The 17,138-nt window shown below is 72.5% G+C and carries 14 protein-coding genes; 5 read left to right on the forward strand and 9 right to left on the reverse strand.

Going from position 1 to position 17,138, the window contains the following annotated elements:
- Nucleotides 1–362: 362 nt before the first annotated feature.
- From ACO0E1_RS12755 to ACO0E1_RS12785, 7 genes are all read right to left on the reverse strand, one after another.
- Nucleotides 363–1,124, reverse strand: coding sequence for a lytic murein transglycosylase (locus ACO0E1_RS12755; protein ID WP_422874521.1), 762 nt, complete (start codon nt 1,122–1,124; stop codon nt 363–365).
- Nucleotides 1,121–2,020, reverse strand: a complete 900-nt coding sequence (locus ACO0E1_RS12760; RefSeq protein WP_422874522.1) for an anchored repeat-type ABC transporter permease subunit — start codon at nt 2,018–2,020, stop codon at nt 1,121–1,123. Before ACO0E1_RS12760 ends, ACO0E1_RS12755 begins: the two co-directional genes overlap by 4 nt.
- Nucleotides 2,020–2,757 (reverse strand): anchored repeat-type ABC transporter ATP-binding subunit, encoded by a 738-nt coding sequence (locus ACO0E1_RS12765; protein WP_422874523.1) that lies wholly within the window; start codon nt 2,755–2,757, stop codon nt 2,020–2,022. The genes ACO0E1_RS12760 and ACO0E1_RS12765 overlap by 1 nt, the downstream gene beginning before the upstream one ends.
- A complete protein-coding gene (locus ACO0E1_RS12770) occupies nt 2,750–3,712 on the reverse strand; it encodes a choice-of-anchor M domain-containing protein (RefSeq protein ID WP_422874524.1) in 963 nt (320 codons plus the stop codon). Before ACO0E1_RS12770 ends, ACO0E1_RS12765 begins: the two co-directional genes overlap by 8 nt.
- Before the next feature lie 7 nt (nt 3,713–3,719).
- The gene (locus tag ACO0E1_RS12775) at nt 3,720–5,339 is read right to left on the reverse strand and encodes an anchored repeat ABC transporter, substrate-binding protein (protein WP_422874525.1); all 1,620 of its coding nucleotides are present in this window, start codon (nt 5,337–5,339) and stop codon (nt 3,720–3,722) included.
- Nucleotides 5,336–9,082, reverse strand: coding sequence for a TIGR03773 family transporter-associated surface protein (locus tag ACO0E1_RS12780; RefSeq protein WP_422874526.1), 3,747 nt, complete (start codon nt 9,080–9,082; stop codon nt 5,336–5,338). The genes ACO0E1_RS12775 and ACO0E1_RS12780 overlap by 4 nt, the downstream gene beginning before the upstream one ends.
- A 91-nt stretch (nt 9,083–9,173) precedes the next feature.
- Nucleotides 9,174–9,815 (reverse strand): choice-of-anchor M domain-containing protein, encoded by a 642-nt coding sequence (locus tag ACO0E1_RS12785; protein WP_422874527.1) that lies wholly within the window; start codon nt 9,813–9,815, stop codon nt 9,174–9,176.
- A gap of 103 nt (nt 9,816–9,918) precedes the next feature.
- Between ACO0E1_RS12785 and ACO0E1_RS12790 the strand changes: the two genes are divergently transcribed.
- On the forward strand, nt 9,919–10,095 hold the full coding sequence (locus ACO0E1_RS12790; RefSeq protein WP_422874528.1) for a zinc transporter permease: 177 nt from the start codon (nt 9,919–9,921) through the stop codon (nt 10,093–10,095).
- A gap of 300 nt (nt 10,096–10,395) precedes the next feature.
- On the opposite strand, the gene ACO0E1_RS12795 is transcribed toward ACO0E1_RS12790, so the two are convergent.
- Complete coding sequence (locus ACO0E1_RS12795; protein WP_422874529.1) at nt 10,396–12,717, reverse strand: fibronectin type III domain-containing protein; 2,322 nt, start codon at nt 12,715–12,717, stop codon at nt 10,396–10,398.
- 173 nt (nt 12,718–12,890) lie between these two features.
- Between ACO0E1_RS12795 and mgrA the strand changes: the two genes are divergently transcribed.
- From mgrA to ACO0E1_RS12815, 4 genes are all read left to right on the forward strand, one after another.
- Complete coding sequence (gene mgrA, locus ACO0E1_RS12800) at nt 12,891–13,934, forward strand: L-glyceraldehyde 3-phosphate reductase (protein ID WP_422874530.1); 1,044 nt, start codon at nt 12,891–12,893, stop codon at nt 13,932–13,934.
- A gap of 106 nt (nt 13,935–14,040) precedes the next feature.
- Nucleotides 14,041–14,601 carry a VanZ family protein gene (locus ACO0E1_RS12805; RefSeq protein WP_422874531.1) on the forward strand — a complete coding sequence of 187 codons (561 nt, stop codon included), beginning with the start codon at nt 14,041–14,043 and terminating at the stop codon, nt 14,599–14,601.
- Nucleotides 14,598–15,245, forward strand: a complete 648-nt coding sequence (locus tag ACO0E1_RS12810) for a hypothetical protein (protein ID WP_422874532.1) — start codon at nt 14,598–14,600, stop codon at nt 15,243–15,245. Before ACO0E1_RS12805 ends, ACO0E1_RS12810 begins: the two co-directional genes overlap by 4 nt.
- Nucleotides 15,246–15,322: 77 nt before the next feature.
- Nucleotides 15,323–15,679, forward strand: coding sequence for a hypothetical protein (locus tag ACO0E1_RS12815; RefSeq protein WP_422874533.1), 357 nt, complete (start codon nt 15,323–15,325; stop codon nt 15,677–15,679).
- Nucleotides 15,680–15,838: 159 nt separating this feature from the next.
- Here ACO0E1_RS12815 and ACO0E1_RS12820 read toward each other — a convergent pair whose 3' ends face one another.
- Nucleotides 15,839–17,137: an amidohydrolase family protein gene (locus ACO0E1_RS12820; RefSeq protein ID WP_422874534.1), complete on the reverse strand. Its 1,299-nt coding sequence runs from the start codon at nt 17,135–17,137 to the stop codon at nt 15,839–15,841.
- Between the last annotated feature and the right edge of the window lies 1 nt (nt 17,138).

A 17,138-nucleotide genomic window follows, 5' to 3' on the forward strand; every position in this document is an offset into this window, starting at 1 on the left:
TCCGCGCCTGAGCGGCGGACGCGAACGCTACTGACGACGCTCCGCATGATCGACACCGGTTTGCAAGCCAAGGCTGCGGATCGGCGTGCTCGTGGGGATCGGGGAGTTTCGTTACGAGCCCCCCAACGACGAGGAGCCCCGGATCCCCGTTGTTGCAGGGATCCGGGGCTTTTCTCATGAGGCCGTGTGCGCTCTGCGGCAACCAATCGGTGACGGAGCATCTGCAGGGTCCCGCGTGAAGTCGAGCGCTGGCGAGGGATCCTCGGTCGAACGCGGCTCGATGATCACTCGCATCGCCTGGCGACTCGTCGAGGTGGTCCGTCACGGTCGGTCCTGCGCAAACGGTTCTCCAGTTGCAAGGGTCAGGATGCGGCGTAGCGGTTCGCGGCTTCTGCCACGGCCCGCACGTACTCCTCGTGGTGGTTGTACGACCCGACCGCGGCGACCCACCCGGCACGCTCGCCGAGCACGTGCCCGTCCGCGCACAGGTAGGCGGCCGCGGTGGCAGCGGCATCGTCGAGGTCGTCCGGATCGGCGAGCCCGTCGCCGTCCGCGTCGACGCCCCAGGTCTGCCAGGTCTCGGGGATGAACTGCATCGGACCGATTGCCCGGTCCCACCGCGGATCGCCGTCGAGCGACCCTCCGTCGGTGTCCTGGACGCGGTCGGTGTCGCCGCCGTCGAGCGCGATGCCGACGATGCGCGGGAGCGCCTTGCCGTCCGGGGTGAGCGTGCGCTGCCCGATGGTCCCGTGGCGCGTCTCGACCTCGCCGATGCCGGCGAGGGTGGACCAGCCGAGCCCGCAACCGGGTGTGCGTACCCGCTCGCGGAGTGCGGCGGCGGCGTAGGCCCGCATGGCCGGCTCCGGGATGCCCGTCCGCGCGGCGCGGTCTGCGACCCACTCGCGGTCGGCGGTCACCGGCGCGGCAGGGCGCGACGCCACCGACGGGGGCGAGGACGGAGCAGTGGCGGGAGTCGACGCGACCGACGGGGCGGAGGTGGGCCGAGCCTCCAGACCGCTCGACGGCCGGAACCCGGCCGCGACCACCACGGTGAGCGCCGCAGCCGCCACCGCTGCGCCGGTCCCGACGGCGAGGAAGCGCGCGCGGCGCGAGCCTTCGCTCACGTGGTCTCCACGGAGCGGACGGGAGGCGCGGCTCGGCTCGTCCGTCGAGCGCGCGCCTTGGCGACGAGGCCGTGTCGCGGGCTCGCGAGCCACGCGAGTACGAAGAACCCGGTCGCGACGAGCACGATGGTGCCGCCGACGGGGAGGTCGACGCTCCACGACAGGTACAGCCCGACGAGTGCGGACAGGGACCCGAGGGCCGGAGCCACCACCATCATCACGCCGAGCCGGTCGGTGAGCAGCCGCGCCGTGGCCGCCGGGGTCACGAGCAGGGCGAGGACGAGGACGTTCCCGATCGTCTGCACGGACAGCACCACGGCGAGGGTCACGAGGACGTAGAGCACGAGGTCGAGTGCGAAGACGCGGAGGCCGAGGGCACGAGCGGACTCCCGGTCGAGTCCCACGGCGACGAACTCCTTGCCGAGCAGCAGGACGACCACGACGATCGCGGCACCGCCGACGAGCACGGTGACGACGTCGGAGTCCGGGATGCCGGTGATGGACCCGAAGAGGAACTGCTGGAGCGACCCCGCGTATCCGGGGGCCCGGCTGATCACGACGATCCCGAGTGCGAACGCGGCGGCGAAGAGGATGCCGATGACGCTGTCCTCCTTGAGCCTGCGGTTCTGCGCGATGACCGCGACGAGCACCGAGGTGACGACGCCGGCGATCGCTCCGCCGAGCACGAGGTTGCCGTTCAGGACGAACGCGACCGCGAGCCCGGGGAACACGGCGTGCGCGACGGCGTCGCCGATGAACGCCATGCCGCGCAGCACCACGTGCGAGCCGACGATGCCGCACACCAGGCTCGATGCGACGGCGACGACGAGGGCCTTCGCGAGGAACCGCAGGTCGGGGTTGACGAGGTCGTGCAGGAAGTCGAGCGGGGTGAGCATCAGGCCACCGCTCCGAACGACGCCTGCCAGCCGCCGGCGGCGGTGACCTCGGCCGGCGGCCCGTCGGCGAGCACGCGCCGGTCGATCAGCAGGAGCCGGTCGCACGAGCGCACCGCGTCGGTGAGGTGGTGCGTGGTCATGAGGACGGCGTGCCCCTCGTCGGCGAGGTCGCGCAGCAGCTCGGTGAGGAGCCGCTGCGTCGGGACGTCGAGCCCGGTGAAGGGTTCGTCGAGCAGCAGCACCGCGGGGCCGAGTGCCAGCGCCCGGGCGACGAGCACGCGCTGCCGTTGCCCGCCGGACAGCTCGCCCACCGGGCGGTCGCGGAGTGCGGTGAGCCCGACGCGGTCGACGGCGCGGTGCACAGCGCGCCAGTCGTGCTCCTTCGGCTGCCGGAAGAGCCCGACCTGCCGGACCCGTCCGGTCATCACGGCGCGTTCGACCGAGATCGGGAAGTCCCACGCGAACTCGTGCCGCTGGGGCACGTAGCCGATGCCGCCGTGCGTGCCGCCAGGCTTCGCACCGAGGACCCGGAGACTCCCTGCGGCGATCGGGACGAGTCCGAGCACGCTGCGGAGCAGCGTGGTCTTGCCGGCGCCGTTCGGGCCGACGAGTCCGACGAACTCCCCGGTGCGGAGGGTCGTGGTGACGTCGGACAGGACCTCGCGGCCACCGAGCACGACCGTGACACCGTCCACGGAGACGACGTCGGGCGCTCCCGCATCGTGCCGGTCAGGCATCGGAGCCGCCGGCCGGTGCTGCTGCGCGTGCTCGTCGCCGTGCCCGGGCGCCGCGGGCGGCGCCGATCACGACGACCACGAGCGCCAGGACGAGGACCCCGGCGCCGACACCGATCCCGAGGACGCCGGCGTCGCTCAGTCCCGATCCGCTCGCGGCAGCCTCGGCCGTCGGGGTCGGTGTCGGCGACGCGGACTTCCCGGTCCAGCGGGCCGCGAACGCCGCGTCCGGGCTCGTCGCGTCCCCGACGGCGAACCGGACGGGCTCGGTGTCCGTCACGGTGCTGCCGTCGCGGAGGGTCGCGCGGATCTCCATGTCCACGAGGTAGACGCCGGGCTTCGTGAACACCCAGTTCGCGTGCGTGTGGCTGTTCACGTCGACGAAGAGGTCCTGCGGCAGCTGCGCCGCGGAGTCCCAGAGCACCTGGGGCGCGCCGAGCGATCCGCTCTGCAGGTACACGACCAGGTCGCCGGGGCCCTGGACGCCGTGCAACGACATCGTGACGCCGTCCCGCATGACCTCCATCGCCGCGGGGTCCTGCGTGTTCCACCCCACCCAGACGACGCCGCTCTGCTGGGTCTGCGGGATCACCGACACCTCGGTGCCCGGCTTCGTGTGCAGGAAGTCGTACGTGGGATCGTCCGGGACGGCCTGGCGTGCGGTGTCCGAGACGTGCAGGACGGCATCCGACGCAGCGCGCCACTCGGCGTCGGGGCTGACGCCGGAGTGCACCTGCAGGGTCCACTTCCCGTCCTGCCACCGCGGGCCGATGTCGATGTGGCCGTCGTCGAAGGCCTTGCGGTCGGTGACCGTGGGCTCCGAGGCGGACAGGGTCTGCTGCAGCGGGTCGGTCGCGGCGGTCGCGGCGGTCGGGACGAGGGGTGCGACGAGCGTGACGGCCACGAGGGCGGGGACGGCGCGCAGCACGGTGCGTCGGAGTGGTGTTCGGGATCGCATGGGTCTCTCAGGTCAGGCAGTCGTGGAGCGAGTGCGCGTTGTAGCGCATCATCTGGACGTAGGAGTGGACGTCGGGTCCGAAGGTGTCGCCGTAGATCCGGCACACGGCGACGCCCTGCTCGGCGGCCACCGAGGTGAGCGTGGACGACCGGGCGGCGAGGTTCGGTTCGAGGAACACCGCGGGGATGTGCAGGGAGCGGATCGTCTGTGCGAGCCGCTGCCGATCGGCCAGGCTCGGTTCGGACGCCGGGTTCGGGGTGACGAACCCGGAGACGCGCATGCCGTACGCCTTTGCCAGGTAGGCGAACGCGTCGTGCGTCGTGACGAGGTGCCGACGGTCGGTGGGGATCGCCGCGATGGTCGCGCGGACCTGGTCGTCGAGTCGGGTCAGGGTGTCGAGGTACCGTGCCGCGTTCCGCCGGTAGTCGTCGGCGTGCCGCGGGTCCTTCGCCGCGAGGCTGTCCCGGATCACCTTGACGTACGCCTGGGCGTTCCGGACGTCCTGCCAGAGGTGCGGGTCGATGGACCCGTGCACGTGCACGCCGAGCACGGCCTGGGGCAGCTGGTAGACCTGCTGCCCGGAGCGGCCGAGGAACCGGAAGCCCGGACCGGCGGGGATCGGCTTGAGCGCGGTGTTCGGCACCGAGACGATCGCGGTCGCGGGGTCGTCGTGCCGGACCTCGTCGCTGCCGTCCTTCCCCGTCCGCTCCGACCGCAGGCTGAACCGGTCGCCGGCGTCCCCGTCGAGGTCGACCGTGATGTCGGCGTGCCCCGAGTCGAGCACGGCGCCCGTCGGGCCCCTGACCGTCGACGGGTCCACGCCGACCGCGAACCGGATCGTCGTCGTGCCGAGGTCGACCGCGCCGGAGGAGTCGTCCTTCCGGAGCGAGGCCCTGAGGTGCAACGCGTAGACACCGGGCTCCGTGAACGCCCAGCTCAGGTGCGTGTGCGCGTCGGGGGGCAGCGTCGCGGTGTCGTCCCGGTCGTCGCCGTCCCGTGGACTGAACAGCACGTCGGTGTCGCCGAACGTGCCCGTCAGGTAGGCGGTGAGCTCGCCAGGGCCGTCGAGTCCCGTCGCCCGCAGCTGCACCTCCGACGACCGGTCGGCCCCGAGGCCGGTGCCGCTGCCCTCGACGCGGAGGCCGAGCCAGATCGTGTCGAGCGAGACGTCCTCGACGAGCGGGATGACGTCGGACGCGTACTTCGTCGACGCTTCGGCGATGCTCACCTCCGTCGCGTCCGGCCGCAGGTTGGCGTCGAGCGCCTTGATGACGTCGTGCTCCTCGAGCAGCAGGTAGTTGCTGAACGCCAGGTCGGCGTAGGCGACGTCGCGCACGTTCCGGAGACTCGGTTCGTACGTGTGCGAGTCCGCGTCGTCGGGCACGATCGAGCGCACCTGGACGCGGTCGCCGCCGACGTTCCGGACCAGGTCGGCGAGGATCCCGGTGGTCGTGACGACGCGGACGCGTCCGTCCGACGTCGAGGAGAGGGCGCCACTCGGCGCGCACCCGGCCAGGAGGCCCGCCACGGCCGTGGTGGCGACCGTCACCGCCCACAGGCGGCCGATCCGCCTGCTCGCACCGCGCCTCCAGGCCGGGTCGCCCCCGCGTCGGCGACGGGCGGTCATGCCGACAGCCCGCGTCGACGGGACAGGAACCAGGTGGCGGCGCTGCCGGCGCCACCGGCGCCGAGCACGCCGCCGAACCCGATGACGGCGAGCACCCACGTCGGGGTGTCCGGAGCGTCGGATCCGTCAGCCGCCCGATCGCGCTGCACCGGTCGGATGCCGCCGGCCGTGGTGCCGCCGCCCTGGTCGGTGGACGGGTCGTCGACGGCCGCGACCGCCGGGACGGTGGAACCGAACGACGGTGCGCAGTCGAGGTCCGCGGTCGCCGCGGCGGCTGCACCAGAGCCGGCACCGGCGGACGGGTCCGACCCGCCGACGACCACGGTGAGCGTCTGCCGGTCCGTGCTCGTCCCGCCCCCGGCGAGTGTCACCGTCTGCGTCATGTGCAGGCGGTACGTGCCCTCGGCGGTGAAGCCCCAGTTGCCGTGCGCGTGCACGCCGAGTGGGATCGGGTAGGTGCTCCCGGCGGAGAGGATGCGCTGCGGGCTGCCGAACGACGCCAGCTCGTAGATCGTCACCGTCCCGGGACCGTCGACGGAGTCGAGGCGCCACTGCACCGGGCCGCTCGCCTGGGCGGCGGTGATCTCCTCGGTGTTCCACCCGAGCCACACCAGGGCCGGGTCCTGGGTCTGCGGGATCTGCCACGCGGGGCTGCCGGCTGCTCCGAGGAAGGAGAACGCCCCTCCGGGACTCGAGACCTGCGCTGCGGGCTTCAGCCAGATCGTCGTGGCCGACGGCTCCCGCCAGGTGACGCCGCCCTGCGATCCGTCCTTCACGAGCGTGCGGAGCCTGCCGTCGACGATGCGGCTGCCGACGTCGACGTGTCCGCGGCTGATCACGGTCGTCCGGGCGGCGCCGGCGGGACCCGACGACCGGGTGGGCGCCGTGCAGACCTTGTGGACCATCGACGCGAGCGACGGAGCCGCCGCTGCCTGCCCGCCGTCGTCGGACGGGTCGTCGGTGGTCGTGCCGGCGGCGGAGCCCTTCGGTGTCGTGCCCGAGAAGCACTTCGCGGGGTCGACGTCCTGCACGGAGACGTTGCCGACCGCCACGGCGAGCACGAAGTCGTGTTGCATCGGGCCGCCGTCCGCCGCGACCGCGCTGCGGGTCATCGCCATGCAGTAGACGCCCTCCGCCGAGAACGACCACGAACCGTGCGCGTGCACGTCCTTGCCGATGACGAAGCTCCGCTTGCCGGCCGAGGCGAGGAGCACGTCCGGTTCGCCGAAGCCGACCTGCTGGTACAGCGTGAAGTCGCCGATGGACGTCGGTCGGCCCTGGGTGTCCGGGTAGCCCTGCACGTCGTTCAGCGCCCACGTGACGCCGCCCTTCGTCGCACCACCGGGGAGTGATTCGGTGGACCATCCGGGCCAGAGGAGTCCGTCCTGCTGGGTCTGGTCGACGGACCACGCCGAGCTGCCGGGGGCGCCGAGGAAGCCGTAGCCCTCCGGGACGGTGGTCTTCGCCGTCGGCAGGAGCTGCAGCACGGTCTTCCGGGGGTCCCGCCACGTGGGCGTCGCACTGTCCGTGGTGTCCTTCACGACGGTGTCGAGTGCGTCGCCGCGCAGTCGGGAGGCCACGTCGACGTGTCCGTCGTTCAGGACGGTGGCCCCTGCACGGTTCGTCGCACCGTTCTCGAGGTAGACGTCCCCGTGGCTCGGCCCGGTGCCGCCTTCGCCACCGCCGTTGCCGCCGCCACCGAGGTCCACGCCGTGCTGGCCGCGGCTGCAGGTGGTGATCGTCGACAGGTCGATCCCGGAGCCGTCGGCGTTCGGTCCGACCGCGAAGGTCAGGGTGTCCGAACCGGTCGCGGTGCCGCCGTCGGCCAGGGTGGCGCGGTAGGTCAGCGGCACGCAGTAGACGCCGGGCTTCGAGAAGTACCACTGCAGCGTCCTGGTGGTGGAGCGCACCGGGACCTCCATCGTCCGGGACCCGCCGATCGCGCTCGACAGCGACCCGTAGGTCTTCGCGCCGTCGTCACTGATCGCCGCGACGGTGCCGGGACCGTCCACCGTGCCGATGCCGACGGTCACGTGCCGGTCGCGCACCGATGCCGGGTCGACGGCATCGGTGCGGATCGCCACCGCGCCGCCGCCGTTCTGCACGGCGCGCCACTGCCCGGATCGGCCGTCGAGGGTCGCGCCGTGCAGGACGACGTCCTCGGGGTCACGGGCGGACTCCGCGTCCGTGGGTCGCATGCCCGTCGTCGCGACGCTCCGGACGTCCGAGCCGTCGAAGTCGAGGCCGAGCTGCGCGGATCCGTGGTCGAGCCGGGCCACCGTGCCGGTGGACGGCGGGGAGGGCAGCGCGGACGACAACCGTGGGACGTCCGCGGAGCCGCACGGTCGGACCTGCTGCAGGTCGACGTCGTCACCGACCGCGAAGGTGAGGTTCTGCGCGGCGCTCGTCCAGTGCCCGGAGGCCGTCCGCATCGTCGCCGTCATCGCGACGCAGTAGACGCCGGGCTTCGTGAACGCCCAGATGTTGTGCGAGTGGTCGTTCCCGCCGATCTCGAACGAGGTGATCCCCTTCGCCGAGTCGAAGTACGTGCTGTTGCGTCCACCCGAGGTGGCACCGAGCAGGAGGACCCGGGCAGCGGGGTCCACGGCGCCGTCCCGCGTCACGCCGTCGAGCGAGATCCCGACCTTCGAGCCCATCAGCGACCGGTCCAGCGACTCGGTGCTCCACCCGGGCCAGACGTAGTCGCCCGAGCCGTTCGTCGAGCTCTGGGGGAAGTACCAGTACTCGGTGCCGACCGGTCCGATCGTCCGCATGTCGGTCGCCCCGGTCGGCGTCTGCACCCGCGCGGGGGCCGGCGTCCGGCCGATCACGACGTCGTCGAGCGACCACAGCGCGCTGTCCAGCCCCCAGTGCAGCTCGCCGTCCGAGCCGAGGTAGGTGCGGAGGTCGTGGTGCCCCGACGTGACGAGGTTCGCCGGCGCATCGCCGTCGCCGTCGCCGGGCTGTGCGCACGGCTGGACGGTCGCCGGCATCGCGCCCACCACGACCGTGTAGGTGGCCCGGGTCGAGAGGTCGGTCGCGGGCGTGCCCTTCGGCTCCTTCGTCCGCATGGTCTCGGCGATCGTGAGGCAGTACGTGCCCGGCTGCGTGAAGCTCCACGCCGGGGATACTCCGTACTGGCCGGGAGCGGACAGCAGGTCGGCCGCGTGGTCGTCGGCCGTCCACACCGGCGCGATGGTCCGCACCGGCGGGTCCTGGTCCCAGTCCACGTCCGACCGGCTGACGGTCCAACCGACTCCGGTGGCGTCCTCGAGCCGGTACGCGCTGTCGAACGCCACCTTTGACGCGAGGTCGCCGTTGAGCTGCCCCGGCTGGGACTGCGTGTCGAACCCGAGCAGCGTCCCGCCCTGTGCCGTGTACTCGGCCGCCGGCTGGTCGGTGCCGTAGACGAGCTGCTCGCCGTTCCCGAAGTCTGCGTCGGACGCCGGCAGCGACCACGTGCCGTCCTGGCCGGCCGTCGGGATGTGCACGACCGCCTCGGACGCGGGACGCCAACTCGCAGCGGCGGTCGCCGGGTCGGTCTTGTCGACGAGCCCCAGCCGCGCGGCGGTGGGCTTGCCGTCCGACCCGAGGGTGAAGGTCGGGGTCACGGCGAGGTATCCGGAGTCGGAGACCACCGGGGTGCCGGCGGGTTCGGCCGCTGCCGGGCCGGCCGCGGCGATGCCGGCGGTCAGCGTGGTGACCAGGCCGAGGGAGAGGAGTGCAGAGGTGGTGCGGCGCACGAGCGCCCTTTCGTCTTCGTGGGGCGGGAGGGTTCGACGACGGCACGGGACCGAGCACGCACACCGCGTGCTCGGTCCCGTGGTGGACCGGCTAGACGCCGGCCTTGACCGTGTAGGTCGTCGAACCGGCGGACTTGCCCTTGCCGGAGGCGCTGAAGGTGAGCTTGTAGGTGCCCGCCTTGCTGAACACCCACTTCGCGTGCTGGTGGTACGCCTCGTCGGAACCGCTCTCGACGGTGAAGGCATGCGTCTTCGCGGCGTTGGTGAACCAGGCGGTGCCGCCCTGGCTGATGCTGACCGTTCCGGTACCGGACTGGCCCGAAGCCGGGGTGTAGGCCACGGACTCGAGCTTCACCGTGACGGTGTTGCCAGCGACGAAGCCCAGGTCGCGGAGGTCCTCGTCCCCGGAGAACCCGGCGAAGGGCACGCCACGGGCGTCGGCCTCGTCGTGGCTCTCGGGGAGGATGTAGCCCGTGCCGCTGGCGCCGCTGGTCGATGCGACCTTCAGCGTGTTGGCCGATGCGGCGACCCAGCCGGTGTCGTTGACGTTCGAGCCGAGCTTGAGCTGCGAGCCGTTCGCCGCGACGGAGACGAAGTCGACGTGCCCGGAGCTCAGGTCCGCAGCGTTCGCGGGGGTGGATCCGAGACCGACCGCGAGGGCTGCGAGGACGGCGACGGCGCCGCCTGCCAGCCCGACTCGGCGGCGTGCGCTGTGCGTGATCGTGTTGGTCATGAGGTGCTCTCTAGCTTGTTTGATACTGATAACTGTTATCAGTTAGTGGGTACACTAGAGCCCAGCTGAGCGAGTACACAAGTACGCGACGAGAGGAAGTCGAATGTCCGACACCAGCATCCCCGAGCCCGAGCACACCGTCGCCGAGCACGACGTCACCGAACACGACCACGAGCACGACGGCGGAGAGCACGAGACCGTCGAACACGGCGACCACGTGGACTACGTGCACGACGGGCACCGGCACGCGCGCCACGGGGACCACTACGACGAGCACTGACGGACAGCCTCCCGTCCAGTGGGAGGTGCCCACGCCGCTGCCGGACGGCGGTGGTCGGCCGCTCGGCAGTGCCGGGTGCACGCGCCCGCGTCGGCTTCCGCCCGGAGGGTCGTCATGACCAGTGTGGCTGATGCGGCGTCCACCCCGACGGTCGGCTCGTCCGCCCAGCTCGAGGCCCACGCCGTCGCGGAACGGATGACCTTCCGGACGGCGCACTGGCACGCGATCCCGGCGGTCACCGGACGGACTGGAGGCGATGCACACGTCGTGCGCATCGCCTCCAGTCCGTCAGGTCAGCGATCAGGCGCGGCGGCGCCGCACCACGATCAGGCCGACACCGAGCAGGACCGCGAGCGCGGCCCCGCCGACGAGGAGCGGCGAGATCGTCGACCCGGTGAAGGCGAGCTCCGCGGCGGCCTGACGAGCCACCGCGGTGGTCGTGGCGGCCGCGGTGGCCGGCGCGACCGTGAACGCGTGCGACACGGTGACGGGGTCCGCCCCGGTGCCGTCCAGCGTCAGCACCAGGTCGTGGGCACCTGCGGCGGTTCCGGCCGGGATGATCACGTCGGTGTCGAGGACGCCGTCGTCGCCGATCGTCACCGTCGCCAGGCGGACCGGCGTCGAGTGCAGGTCGACCGTCACGGTGGAGCCCACTGGCAGGTCGGTCGCGCCGAGGTGGACACGGTCGCCGACGGACAGCGTGGTGCCGTCGATCGAGTCCCCGTCGCTGCGCGCGGTGGGGTCGAACACGAACGGCGTGGTCGAGACGCTGTCGCTCGCGGTGCCCGGTGCGACCGACGTGACGGCGCGCACGCGGAACTCGTAGCGGGACCCGTTGTCCAGACCAGTGATCGTGGCCGGGGAGGTCGACGCGTCGACGCCGGTCCAGTCAGCGCCGGCGGCGCGGTACTCGACGCGGTAGCCGGTGACGGCCGCACCGCCGTCGTCCGTGGGCGCGGTCCAGGAGAGGACGGCCGCGCCGTCGGCGGGGGTCACGGTCAGGTCGCTCGGTGCGCTCGCGACGGTGACGGGCGTCGCGGTGGCGAGTTCGCTCCACGGTCCGGCGCCGGCGGCGTTCACGGCAGCGACACGGAAGGAGTACTCGGTGCCGTTGGTGAGCCCGGTGACGTCGGCGGACGTGGTCGCGGCGCTGATGGGCTCGCTCCACGTGGAGCCGTCGCTGCTGTACTCGACCTGGTAGCCGGTGACCGGGGAGCCGTTCGCGTCGGCGGGTGCCGACCAGGTGAGCGATGCGGACTCGTCGTCGCCGACCGCCTCGACCGCCTGCGGCGAACCGGCCACGCCGAACGGGGCGGCCGGGTTGCTCGACGCGGCGGGCCCGGAGCCCGCGGCGTTGGACGCGACGATCCGGTACTCGTAGGTGGAGCCGTTGCGCAGGCCGTCGATGACGGCGTTGTCGTCGGTTGCGGCCGGGGTGGCGACGTCGGCCCACGGCCCGCCGTCGACGCGCTGCGAGATCGTGTAGCCGGTCAGCGGGCTGGAGCCGTCGCTCGCGGGAGCGGACCAGTTCAGCTCGACCGATCCGTCACCGGGGGTCACGCGGAAACCGACCGGAGCGGACGGCGTCGTGTAGGGGGTCACTGCGGCGCTCGGCTCGGAGGCGGCACCGGTTCCGGAGGCACTCGTGGCGGCGACCTGGAACGTGTAGGGGGTGCCAGGGGTCAGGCCGTTGATCGTCGCGCTGGTGGCGGAGGTCGTCGCGGTCACGTTGCCCGGGGTGGAGGTGACGGTGTACCCGGTGACGGGGTCGTCGCCGGTGTCCGTGGGTGCCGACCACGACACCGTCGCGGAACCGGCGCCGGCCGCCGCGGTGACACCGCTGGGAGCAGCGGGCGCCACTGCCGCTCGGACGACGATGGTGGAGGTGACGTCCTGCTGGCCCTTGTCGTTCGCGGCGCGGATCGTGAACGTCGATGACCCGACCGTGGTCGGCGTGCCGGAGAGCCGGCCGGACTGCGAGAGGGTGAGGCCGTCAGGGAGCGCGCCGTCGACGACCGAGAGCGTCGGAGCCGGGTAGCCGTTCACCGCGTAGTCGTAGGAGTAGGGGTGGTCGACGGGAGTGTTCGACGTCGGGGTGCCGGAGATCGTGCCACCGGCGACGACGTACTCGCGGAAGGCGAGGTCGTAGCTGGAGGCGTAGTTCTGACCCTCGTAGATCGCGCCGCCGCCGGGGTAGACGTTGGTGTCGCACCCCACGTACGCGTTCGACGGGCCCCGGAACGAGATCGCGTACGACCCCCCGGCTGTGACGGGGGCGGTCGACGTGATCGGGACCGAGAACCATCCGACACTGGAGACGGTCGCCGAGCCGGTACCGAGGACCGGGCCGGTGGGGAGCCCGTTCTGCGCTGCGCGGATGGTCAGGTTGTACGTGGCAGACCCGGAGACCTGCGCCTCGTAGAGGTCGATGCCTGACACGAGCCCGCTGATCGCCGGCGTGAACGTCTGGCCGTTGTCGCCGTTCGACCACGGGCCGAGGCTGTGCGTCTCACTCGCCTGGTCGAGCGTGCCCTGCTGGGCAGCCTGGGCGGCGCCCACGGAGAGCAGTGCCGGTGCGAGTGCGGCCGCGAGGACTGCGGCGCTCGCGATGGCCTTCCGCATCGGCCGGACGGTTCGAGTTGGAGACGGAGCGGTGCGTGCGCGCAAGGGCGTTCCTTCGGGAGAGGCTCCCTCCTGCAGGGAGCAGGCCGATCATATGAGCGCGACTCGCCTCGTTACGGCGCGATCTCCACCCCAGTTCGGGGTCTCAGATGACACGGTGCCATCCTCGACCCATGGACTACACCGCAGCAGAGACCCGCTACGACAGCATGCGCTACCGCCGGACCGGCCGCTCCGGTCTCGACCTGCCGCTGCTCTCGCTCGGGTACTGGCACAACTTCGGCGACGACCGGCCGTTCGAGACGCAGCGGGCGATCAGCCGACGCGCCTTCGACCTCGGCATCACCCACCACGACCTGGCGAACAACTACGGGCCGCCCTACGGCGCCGCCGAGGTCAACTTCGGCCGGCTCATGCGAGAGGACTTCCGGCCGTACCGCGACGAGATGGTCATCTCGACGAAGGCGGGCTGGGACATGTGGCCCGGACCGTACGGGCAGGGTGGTGGCTCGCGGAAGTACGTCCTCGCGTCGCTCGACCAGTCGCTCCAGCGGATGGGCCTGGACTACGTCGACGTCTTCTACTCGCACCGGCTCGACGCCTCGACCCCGCTCGAGGAGACCATGGGGGCGCTGCACACCGCCGTCCAACAGGGCAAGGCGCTGTACGTCGGGATCTCGTCGTACGACGCCGAGCGTTCCCGGCAGGCCGCGGCGATCCTGCGCGACCTCGGGACCCCGCTGCTGATCCACCAGCCGTCCTACTCGATGCTCAACCGCTGGATCGAGGACGAGGGACTCCTCGATGCAGCCGACGACCTGGGCTTCGGGGTGATCGGGTTCACGGCGCTGGCCCAGGGACTCCTGACCGGGCGGTACCTCGACGGCGTCCCGGAGGACTCGCGGGCGGCGGCGGGCAAGTCGCTCGACGCCGGGTCGCTGACGCCGGAGGTCGTCGACCACCTGCGGGCGTTGCACGGCATCGCGGAGCGCCGGGGGCAGAGCCTGGCGCAGCTGGCGCTCGCCTGGGCACTGCGGGACGAACGCGTGACGTCGCTCGTGATCGGCGCTTCGCGGGTGGAGCAGCTGGAGCAGAACGTGGCCGCGCTCGACGACCTGTCCTTCACGGACGAGGAACTCGCCGCGATCGACGAGCACTCGGTGGGCGTCCTCGACGTCGACCTCTGGTCGGGTGCGCGCTCGGGCGCGGTCTCGTAGCACGCCCACGGGATGACAGACTCGGTCCCGGAGGTTCGACGATGGTGACCGAGCAACAAGCCGCGGAGACGCAGCGCGGCGTGAGTCGATCGAGCGGAGCCCGCGGATGAGGTCCATCGAAGTCCCCATGCTCCCGATCGTGATCCCGCTCGAGATCGTGATCTTCCTCGTCCTGCTCTGGACCCTCCACGCCCGTGGCCGCGTCACGGTTCCCCGGGCGAGCGTCGCCGCCGTCCTCGCGCTCTACGCCGGGGGCGTGATCGCGAACACGGTCTTCCCGATCTTCATCCACGTCGGGACCTGGCCGGACTCCGGGCCGCGCCCACTGCCGCTCTGGCTCGTCCCGTTCGTGGACTACGGGCTCGAGGACGCGCTCGTCAACATCGTGGTCTTCGTCCCGCTCGGTGTACTCATCCCCCTGCTCCTCGCGCGGCCGAGCTGGTGGCGGGTGACCGCGATCGTCGCCGGCGCGAGTCTCGCGATCGAACTCACGCAGATGGCCACCGCGCAGCTCGCGTTCGGTGGACACATCGCCGACGTCAACGACTGGATGACCAACATCCTGGGCGGCGTCGTCGGGTACGGCCTGTTCGTCCTCGTGACGCGCTCGCAGTCGGTCTACGGAGTCGTCCAGCGGTTCCGCTGGCCGGCACGCGAGGCATCGTGAGCGACGGTCGGTCGACCCGGCTCCGGGGCGTCGATGCCGTCTCGGTCGGAGCGATGGTGTTCACCGCAGCCGGCCTGTGCACCTGCGCCACGCTCCTGATCGACGTCAGTCACGAGGTCGCGTCCACGGCGTCGCTGTTCGCCGGCCCCCTGACACTCGCCGGCCTGCTCATCCTGGGCTTCGGTGCGTCGGACGAACGTCCGTTGCGGGCGGTCCCCGCCGCGCAGGTGCTGCTCCTGGTGGCCGCGGTCGCGGGGGTGGTCCAGACGACGGCCCTGCGGGTCCGGGTACCCGACGCCTTCTCCGAGCCGTTCCTCCGACTGGTCGTCCCGGGGATCGGTGTCGTCGGTGGCACAGCGGTGGCTGTCGCGTGCACCCTGCTCGCGGTGCACCGCGCGAGGCGCGTCGTCCCCGCCGCGGTCTTCGTCGGCCTCGGCCTCATCGCGATCTCGGCCCTGGTCACGAACGGCACGGCGATCCTCGCCGATCGCCTGCTCCTCACGGCGAGATCCGGCATCGACGTCGCGTCGATGTCGATCCACCTCTCCGTGCTCGGGAGTGGCATCGGACTGCTCGTCATCGCCGTCGGGCTCCTCCTGTCGTCCCGGTCGGCGACACGGCAGACCGAGCGCCGTCCCGTCTGAGGACGAGTCGCGATGCCGCGCCCGGTCCGTCTCCACCGTCGGACGGGAGGCGCGGTGCGGGCCCGCACATGAGAGCGGTGGCAGTGCAGACCACGGCCGACCTGGTCCGGCCGCTCGCCGCCGTCCCGGCGTCCGGTGTCGGCACTGCTGACCGGGCGTCGGCGGAGCTCCTCACGATCAGCGATCCCCGCGTCCGGCTCGTCTCGGTGGTCGCCGGCGACGACGAGCAGACGTCGATCGTCCGGCTCCAGTCCTTCGCGGACGAGCCGGTCGACGTCGAGCTCGCCTTCGGCGTGGACGTCGACGGCGCCGTCCGGTCGACCTACCTGGGCGACGCCACGGGCGCACCGACCACGGTCACCGGGGGAGTCGCACGGACGACCCTCGAGCCGTTCGAGGCGGCCGCGGTCCGCGTCCGGCGCGCGTCCCGGTGACCAACGGTTGACGGGAGGCTCGTGGCGACCCCGCCACGAGCCTCCCGTCCGTCTTCGAGGATGCTCTGGCGGCGCTCGCTCAGCGGACGCGCGCCGCGGTCACCGTCTCGGTCGCCGCCACCGTGTCGAAGCGCCCAGCGCCGACGAGCTGCCCGTCCGTCACGACGTGACCGGCGTCCGTGCCAACCGGTCCCGCAGCCGGGCCGCGAGCTCGCCCTCGTCGGCCGCCACGAGCCTCCAGTCCCTGACCACCACGCGCCCACCGACGACGACGTGCCGGGGCCGGCGCCCCGGCGACGCCCACAGCAGGCCGGCCACGGGGTCGTCGACACCGGCATCGGCGACCCCGGACACGTCCCACACGCACAGGTCCCCGGCGGAACCGGCACCGAGGTGCCCGAGCTCCGGCCGGCCGAGGCCGACGGCGGAGCCCTCCGTCGCCATCCCGAGCACCTGCCGGGCCGGGAGCTGCGGTCCGACCAGCGCCGACACCTGCATCGCGAGCCGGGCGTCCGCGAGCAGGTGCCCGGCGTCGTTGCTGCCGCCGCCGCTCGTCCCGAGGCCGACGGTGATCCCGGCGTCCGTGAGCCGTGCGACCGGAGCGACGCCCCACCCCATCGGCACGTCGCACCCCGGCGCGTGCGTCGCGGTCACGCCGGCGGCGGCGAGCCGGGCGATCTCGTCGTCGGTCACGTCGCACAGGTGCGCGATCGTCACGTCCGGCGCGAGCCAGCCCCAGTCCTCGAGCAGGTCGACCGGCCGTCGGCCGTACCGCTCGAGCGCGATGGCGGTGTCGACCTGCTCGTTCGCCTGCGTCCGGCGGCGGAGCCCGTGTCGTGCGGCCACGTCGCCGAGCGCTCGGAACGTCGCCTCGCCGTCGGAGTGCACGCCCGCCGGTCCGACCGCGACCTGGAGCAGACCGTCGGGGTCGACACCGCCGACGGCGTCCGGGTGGAGCAGTCCGGTCACGATCGCCTCGGCCGACGCCGCCGCGCGGTCCGGGTCGTCCCGCGCGGAACCACGGACGAACGCCAGGCGGCCTCCGAGCGCACGGACCGCCCCGGCCGTCGCGGCCGCCAGGGCGACCGTGTCGTCGGCGGACGCAGCGGCCGGCCAGTTCAGGTGGTGGTCGGCGATCGTGGTGACCCCGGACAGGAGGCCCTCCGCGGCTCCGACGGTCGCGGCGAGTCCGTAGAGCTCGGGATCGTGGGCGACCCGGCCGTACGCATCGGCCATCGTCGGCAGCCACGCCGACATGGGCACGCCACGCGTGCCCGGGAGGGTGCGGAAGGCCGTCTGCAGCAGGTGGTGGTGGGCGTTGACGAGGCCGGGGGTGACGACGCAGCCGGAGGCGTCGAGGGTCGCGTGGTCCGGCGAGCCGTCGTCGACGAGGACGTCCCCGTCCCGCTCGGTCCTGGGGTCGACGAGGACGCGGCGTGCGCCGGAGACGGTGAGCATG

The organism is Curtobacterium guangdongense (assembly GCF_049341845.1).
GTDB classification, from domain to species: domain Bacteria; phylum Actinomycetota; class Actinomycetes; order Actinomycetales; family Microbacteriaceae; genus Curtobacterium; species Curtobacterium guangdongense.